Genomic DNA, 11,932 nt, shown 5'->3' on the forward strand with positions numbered 1-11,932 from the left:
TCGCACCGGGCGAGAGACAGCTAAAGGGCGGGATTATAGCGTAAAAGCGCCGACAAGCCTCTAGCGGAACTGGCCGGCCTTTGCGTTGACACTCCCGAGCCTCTCAACATAGACTTCCGTGCAAATGGGCTGGGGGATCCCGGTCGGCGCTAATGCCTCGGTGAGATCACCGGGGCTTTTCGCTTTCTGGGGGAGGGAAAACCTTCAACCCCCAATTCTCGAAACCTTTCCCAACTTTATTCCGCCCACCGCTGCAATAGAACTTGCGCCTGAGCACATCAAACGCGCGATTTTCCTGACCCGCCCTCAAAACACTCATGCCGATCGGCCTTGCAACAAGATCAGCCAGCTGCAATCCGGTGGAATTGACTTGTTTTGTGGCGAAGACGATGTCAAACGGCAGTTGAACCCCCAATCGGTTAGACCCGCCACAAACCCTGCGAAACTCCAGCTCAAGCTCGTTATCCTCCCGCTTGCCTCGCCGCTCGAAAATCACATGCGTTAACACTTTATGTTGATGCTTTTCCTGCAAAAACTCATGCAGCGTTTCCAGACAGAAGCCGAGAGCCAAGTGGTAGGGGTTGTCCGCAGATGCCTGCTTTTCGCGCAGCAAGGCCTTGTCGATAACGCAACTGATCAGGACAAAATTGATGGCCTCGATAATGCCGGTCAATTCGTCGAGAAAGGCATGCTTGTGCACTCTCGAAGTGAACAGGCTGGAGAACGCTCCTTTTTCTTTTCGAATCTCCAGCTCATGCAGCACGATCAGATCGTGCCCCATATGGTTGAACTTGAATTTCTGGACAGCCGGAATGACCTTTTCGCAGTAATGCCTTTTTTGAAAGACGCAAAAAGCAAGCACGAATATAGGGTAATAGGGATCCAGCTTCTGCATCCCTTGATCACCGCTTTCATCAACATAGACGATGTAGTCGCTGTATCTCCCGGACGGATACAAGAGCGCTGCCGCTTCAACAATCGCTTGCGACTCGCTCTGGTTTTCAAACAGAGAAAATTGCAAAAAAAGTTACCCGCGATCTGTTCGCCAATAGATGCCGATATTGCCATCCACGACCTGTTGATAAATCGTATACGGCAACACCACCGTATCCAGCACCCCGGACAATGGCAGGTCCAGCAACACGAATGGCACCAGGACGCCGGAGGGGTCAGGGGGCGCGTGGAGCACACAGAAGTCGAACGCCAGACCGCTGTAGATCCGTGGAATCGATTGGCAGTAGGTTTTCTGTTTGCGCATGTCGCGGGCGACGTCAGCGTCCATTTGCAGGACCGAGGCGGCGGTGCCGCAGCCGGATAAAAGCCATGCGCAGGTGCTGAGTGTTAAAGCGTTTTTGATGGTCAAGTCTTGCCCTCCGAAGTGGTCAGGGCAAGCTAGCATCGGGGCTGGAGCGGGCACAGTTCATGGCTTCTGGAGAAGCTGTAGGACAAGTCAGTGCAGTTTGTCCGCTATTGCTCAACGGGAGTTTTTTGGGGCTTTAAAGCCCTGTTGCGAGCAGGCTCGCTCCTACAGGGGAATGCTATCCCATGTGGGAGCCAGCCTGCTGGCGAAGGCGGTTCAGGCCGCGCTGGAGATGTCCTTGGGCAACCGCTGATCGATCACCTGATACAGCGCGCTGCTCTCGGGCCAGTTGCGCATGAACCGTGCCCGATCCCGCGCATAGGCCGCTGCGAAACTTCCGACAGAGCTGTGCTGACACATCGAATCCAGGTCGATCAGTGCCCAGCGATCTTCCTGCCAGAACAGATTATGCCCCTTGAAGTCGCCATGACTGATGCGCTCGGCAATCAACCGTGCGAACAGTTGATCCAGCGCCTGCAACTCGGACTCCGGCGCCGCACCGCTTTCCACATATGGCGCAAAGCGCTCGATGATGTCCGGCCCTGGCAGGAACTCGGTCACCAGATAGGCGCGGCTGCGCAGCCACAAAAAGCGCTTTTCCAGCACTGCCAGCGGTTTCGGCGTAGCGATGCCAAGGAATGCCAGACGATTACCTTCACGCCAAGAGTGCCACGCGCGGCTCGGACGCCAGAAACGCTTGAGCCAGTGCGCGAAGCCTTTGATGTTGTAGCGCTTGATCACCAGTGTACGCCCGGCCACTTCGACCTTGCCGACGCTCGCCGCGCCGCCGGTCTTGTACAGATGGCCCTGATCGAGCAGTGCATCGGCCTGATCCAGCACCGGGAGCATCGCCGCTTCTTCCTCGCGACGGATCGCCCGCAGACCGAACGCACCGCGCTGCACACTGAACAACGTGCACTCGCGGCCCACCTTGATCAGGTAATCCTTCAGGCGCCAGGCGCGCACCTTGGCGATCTGCTTCTGCAAGGCTTCCAGCGGCAACGCGTGTTCGCTGTTGCTCAGCAGGTAATACACCAGCAATTCTTCGGTGAACGGCTCAAGAGACTTGGGCAACTGGGCGAAAAACACCCCGAGGTTTTCCAGCACTTTCTGCCGTGACAACGGCTGGCCAGCGGTCTCGGCACAAATCCCGGCACCGTCGATCAGGTACAGCTGACCGCCCTGGCGCAGCAGGTTGTCCAGGTGCAGATCTTCCTGCCACAGGCCTTTGCCATGCAGTTGACCGATCGCGCCCAGCGCCTCGGCGAGTACCGCCGATTGCTCGTCCGCCAGCACTGGCAGCGATTCGACTTTCTGCCAGGCCTCACCGAGGCTTTCAGCACCTTCGAGGAACTCGAACAGCAGCCAGCCGCCCTCGCCATCCGTCAGGCCATCAGCCAACAACAGCGGCGTGGTCAGACCTTGTTCGGCGAGCAACTTGACGCCCGCCAGTTCGCGCTGAAAATGCCGCGCAGCTTTGCTGCCCACCAGTAATTTGGCCAGCACCGGCCGGCCGCGCCACACCCCTGCACCGACATAGCGCTGCCCCGGCAACACCCGCAGCAGACTCAGCAGTTGCAGATCCGCTGGGCCTGCCGCATCGGCAAGCGAAATCGTCAGCGGCAGACTCGGCGCACGTCCGGCGTTTTTCAGTTCTGACAAGCGCATCAACGGGTCTCCTTGCGACTGCGCCGTGCAGTCAGGCGCGTCACCCAGGTGTCGACCAGCGAACTGTTGACTGGCTGATCGAGATAGGCCGCGAGCAACTCGCGCAATTGCGCTTCGCTCCATTCCGGCGCACGACGCAGCAGCGGCTCCAGATCCTTGACCCGGTCGCGCATGCCGAACAGCAGGGGTCGGGTCTTTTCCAGGTCGATCAACTGCGCCTTATACGCGTCGCCATCAGCCTGCAAAAAGATGTGTTTCGGATAAAAGCAGCCGTGTACCTGACGCACGCCGTGCAGCTGGCGCGCCAGTTGTCCACAGGCCTGGAGAATGGCCGATTGCTGCGCGGCGGTCAGGTCGGACCAGCGTTGCAACAGCGAATCAAGATCGTCCCAGCCGTCGAGGGCACGGGTCAGCAGGATCGCCTGGACATCGCCCTTGACCTTGCGCTCACCGAAGAACGCCGCTTGCAGCGCCGGGATCCCTAACTTGTTGTAGCGGCTGATATTGCGAAACTCGCGGGCGAAACTCGGCTCGCCGAACGGCGCATGCAGGGTGCGGGTCAGGTAGTTGCTCTGGCGCTTGAGGTAGTAGGCCTGCCCTTCCAGCTCCAGGCGAAACACGCTGCTCCAGCCACCGCCATCGGTGTTCGGTTCGTCCACGGCTTCGAGCTGTTTGGCCCAGAGCGCGTCGAAAGTGCCGAGGCCATGACGCTCAAGCAGCGCCCGGTCTTCAGCGGCCAGGAAATCAGTCATTCGCGTCCCTCGAAAAATCTCACCACGTGGCGAATCCGTTTCTTGTCGGCGGCATTCAGCCGATCACGTCCGCGGTATTGCAGGTAGAAGCGCAGGCGCTGGGTGTTCGACAGGTGATACTTGGCCACCTTGTCGAGACAGGCCAGATCCTTGGTGATCCGGTATTTGAGCCAGAAGCCGCGCCAGAAATCGCCGTTCGGGCAGTCGATCAGAAACAGCTGCGCCTGATCGTCGATCAGCAGGTTGCGCCATTTCAGATCGTTATGGGTAAAGCGGTGGTCGTGCATGGTTCGGGTGTAGCCGGCCAGTTGGCGGCTGATGCCATCGACCCACAGACGATCCTTGAGTTTCGGATCGTTGCGTTCAGCCAGCGCCGAGAGGTCTTCGGTGCGCGGCAGCTCGCGGGTGATCATGGCGCCACGGGCATAGGCCGCGCCACGTCGCTCCAGACCCCAGGCCACCACTTCGGCGGTGGGAATACCCCACTTGGCGAAGCGCTTGAGGTTCTGCCACTCCATCTTCACCCGTGGCTTACCCAGGTAACGGCGCAAGCCTTTACCGGCGCCGACGTAGCGTTTGACGTAGTAATTCACGCCGTTGCGCTGCACGCGGATGACTTCGGACAGCGGATCACGGGTCAGACGTTCGCCCTGCAGGGCAAACACCGCTTCGAGGCTGCCGAAATCTTCGGCCAGTTCGCTGTATTGCGGTTCAAGCGTCCAACCCGCCATCAGAGCGCATCCCCGTAACGCTGCTTGCGCGCATAAAGCTTGTTGGCCTTGCCTTCGAGCCAGCTCAGCAACGGCGCTTCTTCGGCGAGGATCTGCCGTAGCGGCTGCTGAAAGTAGCCCTTGAGGAAACGCAGCTTGTCGCGTCGGGTCAGGCCGATGTCCAGCGCCGAGAAATACAGCGCGGCCAGATCCTTGTTGCGCCAGCGTTGAGTAATTCTTGGGCGAGTCTGGGCGCGGTGCAGGTCGATCACCGAGAGTTTGAAATCGTCCGGGGTGATCGGCTTGTCGGTGTGCAGCAGAAAGTGGCAGATGTAGCAGTCGCGGTGGTTGACCCCGGCGCGGTGCATCATGCCGGTCATGCGCGCCACTTCAGCGATCAGCGCGCGCTTGAGTTTCGGCTGCGGCGGGTTCTTGACCCAATCGATGCTGAAATCTTCGAGGCTGATGGTCGGCGCCAGTTCTTCGGTGACGATGAACGAATGCTGATCCGCCGGGTTGCTGCCCTTCTCGCCGTAAGCCACGGCGGTCATGGTCGGCACGCCGACTTCCTGCAGACGCTGGATCGCCTTCCACTCCTGACCCGCGCCGAGCACCGGCAGCTTGGCGGTCAGCAGGTTCTTGAAAATCTCGCCCCAGCCGATGCCCCGGTGGATCTTGACGAAAAATCCGTTGCCGTCGACTTCCGTGCGCAGAGTCCGTCGAGCTTCCAGCTCGCGGTAGACCTCGCCCTGCAAGCCTTCGACTTCGGCGAACGGGTCGCGCCCGGCCCAAAGGCTCTTGAACGGTTCAGCCAGCATCAACTTCATTTAAGCGTGCTCCGCCAGAATCACATCGGCCGCGTGCTGCGGCATGCTGTAGAGGTCGGCCGTCTCGGCGAAAGCCAGACCATTGCGGCTCCAGGCCGCGCGTGCAGCGTCGTCATTCAACATGTCAGTCAGGTACTGCGTCAGTTGCGCCTGATCGAACGGCTCGTCCAGCACTCGCCCGGCGTCCGCCTCGGCAATGTAATGGGCGTAACCGCAGACCGCGCTGACCAGCACCGGCAACCCGGCGACCAGCGCTTCGAGCAATACTGTGCCGGTGTTTTCGTTGTACGCCGGGTGGATCAACAGGTCGGCGCCAAGCAGGAAGCGCGGGATATCGCTGCGGCCCTTGAGGAAGGTCACGTTGTCGCCCAGGCCCAAAGTCGTACTCTGCATCTGGAACAATTTGGGGTCATCCTGGCCGATTACAAACAGCCGGGTGCGTTTCTTCAGCTCGGCGGGCAGTGCAGCCAGCGCCTTGAGGCTGCGATCGACGCCCTTGGTCTTGAACCCGGAGCCGATCTGCACCAGCAGCAATTCATCGTCCTTGAGGCTGAATTCGGCGCGGAAACCGGCGCGAATCTGGTCGGCATCCGCCGGCCGGCGACGATCCTGGGCGATACCCGGCGGCAGCAGGTGGAAGCGCTCCAATGGCGTGTCGTAATGCTTGATGAACAGCGGCTGCTGCACTTCGGAAATCATCAGCACTTCGGTTTTCGCGTCTTTGGCGAACACCGCGCGCTCGTACTCGGCGAAGTGGCGGTAGCGGCCCCAGCGGCGGTACAGCGAATGGCGCAGGTTCTGCGCCTTGTCTTCGAAGCAGCCGTCGGCGGCGTAGTAGACGTCCAGCCCCGGCATCTTGTTGAAGCCGATCAAGCGGTCCACCGGACGCTTGGCCAGATCCGCTTCCATCCACGCCGTGAGTTTTTCGTTGCGCCGATGATTGAAGAACGCCTTGACCGGCGCCACCAGCACTTCGAAACCGGGCGGCACGTCGCCTTCCCAGATCAGCGTATAGACACGGATCTGATGGCCGCGCTTCTGGCATTCGAGGGCGATGCGCATGAAGTCGCGCTGCAAGCCACCGAACGGGAAATATTTGTACAGAACAAAAGCCAATTGCATCAGCGCAGCTCCTCAGCCATTAACAACGTGCTCAGACGGCTGGCGACACGCTCGGGATTCACACGCGTGAAGCACAGCGGCTGCTCGCGTTTCAGGTCAAACTGACGGGCATCCTGCGCGGTCGGTTGGTAAGTGCATTTCTTTTGCAGGCAAGGGGCGCAGGGGAAATCACTGGCCATGTGAATCTGCACCTTGCCGTAGGCGCCAGTCAGGCCCGGGTTGGTCGGGCCGAACAGGGAAATCGTCGGCACGTCCAGCGCGGCCGCCAGATGGCCGAGGCCGGTGTCCACCGCGACGCAAGCCTGGGCGCCGGCCAGCACTTTGCCGACCCCGGCCAGATTCAGCTTCGGCAACACTTCGGCGTGTTTGAAACCGGCGGCAATCCGTTCGGCTCGGGCCTTCTCCAGCGGGTTGCCCCACGGCAGTTTGACCCCGACGCCCAGATAGCCGACGCGCTCTGTCAGCTCGCGCCAGTAGGCTTCCGGCCAGTGCTTGGTGTCCCATGTGGTGCCGTGCAGGAACACCACGAACGCGCTCTTGCGCGGCAATTCCACCAGACGCTCGACGTTGAGGCCGTAGTCGCCCAACCCTTTGGGCAGGTCATAACCGAGGGCGATGGCGAACAGCTGACGCACCCGTTCGACCGCATGCTGCCCACGGGCCACCGCCAGTTTGCGGTCATAGAAACGTGCAGCGATCGGCTCGCGCGCCGAGCCTTTGTCGAGACCGGCTACCGGGGCTTTGACGTAGCGCGTCAGCCAGGCGCTTTTCAGCAGGCCCTGAGCGTCGATCACCAGATCGTATTGGCTGGCGCGCACGCTTTGCTTGAAGCGCTTCCACTCGCCGCTCTTGATCGTCTGCCAGAGGTTCTTGCGCCAGCGGCGGATCGCCACCGGAATCACCTTGCCGACGGCCGGGTGCCAGGTCGGGATCTCGGCGAAGCCTTCTTCCACCACCCAGTCGAACTTGATCCCGGGGATGGCCCGGGCCGCGTCGGTCAGCGCCGGCAACGCGTGAATCACGTCGCCCAGCGATGAAGTCTTGATCAGCAATACCCGCAACTTAATGAACCTCGACCACGGAGCCCTGCAGTTTCTGCAAGGCATCGTTGACCGCGTCCGGCATCAGCTGGCGCAGGCAGTTGTAATGGCCGAACCGGCAGGTACGGTCGAAGCACGGGCTGCAATCGAGACCCAACCGAACAATTTCGACGTGCTCGGCCAGCGGCGGGGTGAAGCCCGGCGACGTCGAGCCATAGACCGCCACCAGCGGACGGTTCAGGGCCGCCGCGACGTGCATCAGGCCGGAGTCGTTGGACACCACCGAGTCGGCACAGGACATAAGGTCAATGGCCTCGGCCAGCGAGGTGCCGCCGCTGAGGTTGACCGACTCTTCACGCAGGCCGGGAATCAGCCGCGCGCGAATGTCTTCGCCTACCGCGTGGTCGTTTTTCGAGCCGAACAGCCACACCTGCCAGCCTTCGCGAATCCGCGCTTCGGCAACCTTGGCGTAATGCTCGGACGGCCAGCGCTTGGATTCGCCGAACTCGGCCCCGGGGCACAGGGCCAACACCGGGCGGTCGAGGGTCAGGCCAAATTTCGCCAGCGCCGCTTCACGGGTCACGGGATCGATTTGCAGGCTCGGACGCGGATAAGGCTTCGGCAGCTCGGCGTTCGGCTCGTAAGCCAGCGCCATGAAGCGCTCGATCATCAGCGGATAACGTTCTTTATCCAGCGTGCGCACGTCATTGAGCAGGCCGTAGCGGAATTCGCCACGCCAGCCGGTACGCTGCTTGATGCCGGCGAAAAACGGCACCAGCGCCGATTTCAGCGAGTTCGGCAGCAGGATCGCCTGATCGTACTGGCCGGCCAGGGACTTGCCGATTCGTCGACGCGTCGCCAGTTCCAGAGCGCCATGGCCGAGCGGAAAGCTCAAGGCCTTGCGTACCTCGGGCATGCGCTCAAGGATCGGCCGGCTCCACTCGGGGGCCAGCACGTCGATTTCGCATTGCGGGTGGCGCTGCTTGAGACACTGAAACAGTGTCTGCGCCATCACCATGTCACCGACCCAACTGGGCCCAACGATCAGAATATTCATGTGGTTTCCATAAACGAACCGGGGAGGCCAATGCCTCCCCGCCTCGAGAATCACTGAGGGAGCGGCGCTGCTTGCGATGGGTCATTACCTTCAACATGACTGTCGACTGTCACTCCGCTATCGCGAGCAGGCTCGCTCCCACATGGTTTTGCCTCTGTTCACACATCTGCGACTCACCGCAGATCACTGTGGGAGCGAGCCTGCTCGCGAAGGGGCCAGCACATTCAACATCCATGCTGGCCGACCGACCGCCTTCGCGAGCAGGCTCGCTCCCACCTTTTGAATCTCATTGCCTTCACTGGCGCGCTTCAGCTTAGCCCCATCTCTTTCCAGATCCGCAATACCTGCCGGCGCTCCTCGACAAACTGGTCGCCTGCAATCACCCCGGCGTCCTTCTGCAAGGCTTGCCGGTGGGCGGCGGAGCGGTAGGCTTTATAGGCCTCGCGCAACAGGCTGGCATCTTCGGCAGGCATCAGCCCTTCGTGTTCCAGCTCTTCCAGAATGCGAATGTTATCGGTCCAGCGCAGCAATGGCGGGTGGCTGTGCGACCACGCCAGGGCCGCGTATTGCACCATAAATTCAATATCGACGATACCTCCGGCGTCCTGCTTGAGGTCGAACGGCGCCGTGGCTTCGAAGGCATTTGCCGCGGTACCGGCCGCCGTGCTCTTGCTGCCGAGGTTATCGCGCATCTTGGCACGCATCTCGCTGACTTCCTGCTGCAGCTTGGCCAGATCCCGCGGCTTGCCCAAAACCTGCGCGCGGACTTTCTCGAAGGCCTGGCCGACATCCTGACTGCCGACCAGCACCCGCGCCCGCACCAGGGCCTGATGTTCCCAGGTCCAGGCTTCATTTTCCTGATAGCGCTCAAACGCCCCGAGCGAACTGACCAACAGCCCCGACGCGCCGGACGGGCGCAAACGCATGTCCACTTCATACAGCTGGCCGGAGTTGGTCTGCGCCGTCAGCAAGTGAATGATCCGCTGCCCCAGCCGGGTGAAGAACTGCGCGCCATCGATCGGCTTCGGCCCGTCGGTTTCCGCCTGCGGATCGCCGTCATGGATGAACACCAGGTCCAGGTCCGAACCATGCCCCAGTTCCAGCCCGCCGACTTTGCCATAACCGACAATGATGAAGCCGGGATCGCACAGGGTGCCATCAGTGCGCAGCGGCGTACCGTACTTGGCCACCGTCTGACGCCAGGCCAGCGCCAGCACTTGTTCGAGAATCGCTTCGGCGAGCCAGGTCAGGTAATCACTGACTTTCATCAACGGCAGGCTGCCGGCGATTTCCGAGGCGGCGACGCGCAAGCGGTGCGCCAGCTTGAAGTGACGCAGGGCTTCCATCTGCTGTTCGAGGTCATCTTCGGGGATCCGCGTCAGGCGTTCGCGCAATTCGGCGGCGAGTTCCGGGGCCAGTGGCGGCTTGAACAGCCGGCCTTCATTGAGCAACTCGTCGAGCAGCAGCGGGAAACGGGTGATCTGTTCGGCAATCCACGGACTGGCCGCACACAGCGTCAGCAAGCGTCGCAGGGCGCCGGGGTTTTCCGTCAGCAACACTAAATAAGCCGAACGTCGCGCCACCGCTTCGACCAGTGGCAGCACCCGCTCCAGCACCAGATCCGGGTTGTCATGTTCCACCGCCTGGGCCAGCAGGCGCGGGATAAACGCATCAAGACGCTCGCGACCCAGCCGCTGCATCGCGCGCAATTGCGGGCTGCCGCGCAAACCGGCCAGCGCTTTCAGCGCTTTGGTTGCGTCCTTGAATCCGCCTTCTTCCAGTTGCCGGCAAGCAGCCTCTTCGTCCTGCTCTTCTTCCCAGAGCGGCAACCACTCACCGCCCACCACCACTTCGCAGTCGGCGCCCTCTTCCTCATCGGGATCGGCGATCACCTGCGCAAAGTGCCAGGCCACCCGACCACGCCAGAACATCAGCTTTTCATGGAAGGCGTGCCAATCGGCGAAGCCCAGCATGAACGCGATACGCGCCTGATCCTGAGCGCCGTCCGGCAACATCTGGGTCTGGCGATCGGCAATCGCCTGGATCGCGTGTTCGGTGTAACGCAGGAATTCGTAACCTTCGCGCAGCTCGCTGATCACCGCCGGCGGCAGGTAGCCCTGTCCTTCCAGCGTGCTCAGCACCTTTAATAGAGGACGCTGTTGCAGGCTGAGGTCGCGCCCGCCGTGAATCAACTGAAAAGCCTGGGCAATGAACTCGACCTCGCGGATACCGCCGGAGCCGAGTTTGATGTTGTCGGCCATGCCCTTGCGCCGCACTTCCTGCTGGATCAGTTGCTTCATGGTGCGCAGCGCTTCGATCGCCGAGAAGTCCAGGTAACGGCGGTAAACGAACGGGCGCAGCATATCGAGCAACTGCGCGCCAGCCGCTTGATCGCCAGCCACCACCCGCGCCTTGATCATCGCGTAGCGTTCCCAGTCGCGGCCCTGATCCTGGTAATACTGTTCCAGCGCATTGAAGCTCAGCACCAGCGCGCCGGACGAACCGTACGGGCGCAGGCGCATGTCGACGCGGAACACGAAGCCGTCGACGGTCATCGGGTCGAGGGCCTTGATCAGGCGCTGACCGAGACGAATGAAGAATTCCTGATTATCCAGCGCGCGTTTCACGCCGACGGTTTCGCCGCCCTCGGGGTAGGCGAAAATCAGGTCGATGTCCGACGACAGGTTCAGCTCGACCGCGCCGAGCTTGCCCATACCAAGAATGACCATCTGCTGCGGCAGACCGCTGCGCCGACCGGTCGGCGTACCGAACTGCTGGCAATGGCGGCTGTACAGCCATTGGTAGGCCTGATCGATGGTGGCGTCGGCCATGTCCGACAGATCGCGACAGGTCTGCACCAGATCGGCCTGGCGGTTCAGGTCACGCCAGATGATCCGCACTTGATGGCGTGCGCGCTGGCGGCGCAGGACGCGCCCGAGTTCGTCTTCGCTTTGCGCGGTGTTCACGGCGGCGGCAATCTGCGCGCACAGTTCACCCGGTGCGAACGGCCGGTCGAGTTCGCCGGACTGCACCAGTGACAACAACATCAAAGGGTCACGAACGCTCTGTTCAATGACGAAATCGCTGGCGGCACTGACGCGGGCGAATTGCGCCCAGCGTTCCGGCGTCCAGTTGGAGAAGCCGTGATCGTCTTCCAGCGCGGCGACGGCCGTACGGAACGACTGCTCGGATCGAGTGACCAATGGCAGGAGAATGGCGGGGAGTTCGGCAAGCACGGGCAGGGTCATGGTCTATCCTTGATCGGCGTGTAAATGGCCGCTTGTAGTGTTTGATGAAAACCCGCTACGCGAAGGACTGTCGAACAAAAGTTAGAAATAGCTGAAATTTCTTTTTCTTTGGCATCCAGCATCAAACTTTCACCTTTTTCGGATGGTA

General features: G+C 61.2%; 11 protein-coding genes. All 11 read right to left on the minus strand.

Translation table 11 applies throughout. The annotated features are described in order from the left end of the window. Positions 1-166 precede the first annotated feature (166 nt). The 11 genes from ACM6I7_RS18030 to ACM6I7_RS18080 all read right to left on the minus strand — a co-directional run bounded on the left by ACM6I7_RS18030 (position 167) and on the right by ACM6I7_RS18080 (position 11,906). On the minus strand, positions 167-1,021 hold the full coding sequence (locus ACM6I7_RS18030; protein ID WP_150369514.1) for a DUF3800 domain-containing protein: 855 nt from the start codon (positions 1,019-1,021) through the stop codon (positions 167-169). A 6-nt stretch (positions 1,022-1,027) separates the two neighbouring features. Next, a complete protein-coding gene (locus ACM6I7_RS18035; RefSeq protein ID WP_096794733.1) occupies positions 1,028-1,363 on the minus strand; it encodes a YceK/YidQ family lipoprotein in 336 nt (111 codons plus the stop codon). A gap of 213 nt (positions 1,364-1,576) precedes the next feature. Beyond that, entirely contained in the window at positions 1,577-3,028 is a 1,452-nt protein-coding gene (locus ACM6I7_RS18040) for a lipopolysaccharide kinase InaA family protein (RefSeq protein WP_103368216.1), read from the minus strand. Beyond that, entirely contained in the window at positions 3,028-3,780 is a 753-nt protein-coding gene (locus ACM6I7_RS18045; RefSeq protein ID WP_103368215.1) for a lipopolysaccharide kinase InaA family protein, read from the minus strand. The genes ACM6I7_RS18040 and ACM6I7_RS18045 overlap by 1 nt, the downstream gene beginning before the upstream one ends. Then, positions 3,777-4,511 carry a lipopolysaccharide kinase InaA family protein gene (locus ACM6I7_RS18050; RefSeq protein WP_097087069.1) on the minus strand — a complete coding sequence of 245 codons (735 nt, stop codon included), beginning with the start codon at positions 4,509-4,511 and terminating at the stop codon, positions 3,777-3,779. Before ACM6I7_RS18050 ends, ACM6I7_RS18045 begins: the two co-directional genes overlap by 4 nt. After that, entirely contained in the window at positions 4,511-5,317 is an 807-nt protein-coding gene (gene rfaP / locus ACM6I7_RS18055) for a lipopolysaccharide core heptose(I) kinase RfaP (protein WP_098966890.1), read from the minus strand. The genes ACM6I7_RS18050 and rfaP overlap by 1 nt, the downstream gene beginning before the upstream one ends. Continuing rightward, positions 5,318-6,439 (minus strand): glycosyltransferase family 4 protein, encoded by a 1,122-nt coding sequence (locus tag ACM6I7_RS18060; RefSeq protein ID WP_135294812.1) that lies wholly within the window; start codon positions 6,437-6,439, stop codon positions 5,318-5,320. Continuing rightward, entirely contained in the window at positions 6,439-7,500 is a 1,062-nt protein-coding gene (gene waaC / locus ACM6I7_RS18065; RefSeq protein WP_027611365.1) for a lipopolysaccharide heptosyltransferase I, read from the minus strand. The genes ACM6I7_RS18060 and waaC overlap by 1 nt, the downstream gene beginning before the upstream one ends. Position 7,501: 1 nt before the next feature. Then, entirely contained in the window at positions 7,502-8,536 is a 1,035-nt protein-coding gene (gene waaF, locus ACM6I7_RS18070) for a lipopolysaccharide heptosyltransferase II (RefSeq protein WP_027611364.1), read from the minus strand. A 308-nt stretch (positions 8,537-8,844) separates the two neighbouring features. Further along, the gene (gene glnE / locus ACM6I7_RS18075) at positions 8,845-11,784 is read right to left on the minus strand and encodes a bifunctional [glutamate--ammonia ligase]-adenylyl-L-tyrosine phosphorylase/[glutamate--ammonia-ligase] adenylyltransferase (protein ID WP_414888975.1); all 2,940 of its coding nucleotides are present in this window, start codon (positions 11,782-11,784) and stop codon (positions 8,845-8,847) included. Further along, positions 11,781-11,906: a hypothetical protein gene (locus tag ACM6I7_RS18080; RefSeq protein ID WP_346650661.1), complete on the minus strand. Its 126-nt coding sequence runs from the start codon at positions 11,904-11,906 to the stop codon at positions 11,781-11,783. Before ACM6I7_RS18080 ends, glnE begins: the two co-directional genes overlap by 4 nt. Positions 11,907-11,932 lie beyond the last annotated feature (26 nt).

The organism is Pseudomonas sp. IT-93MI4, assembly GCF_949767635.1.
GTDB classification, from domain to species: domain Bacteria; phylum Pseudomonadota; class Gammaproteobacteria; order Pseudomonadales; family Pseudomonadaceae; genus Aquipseudomonas; species Aquipseudomonas putida_A.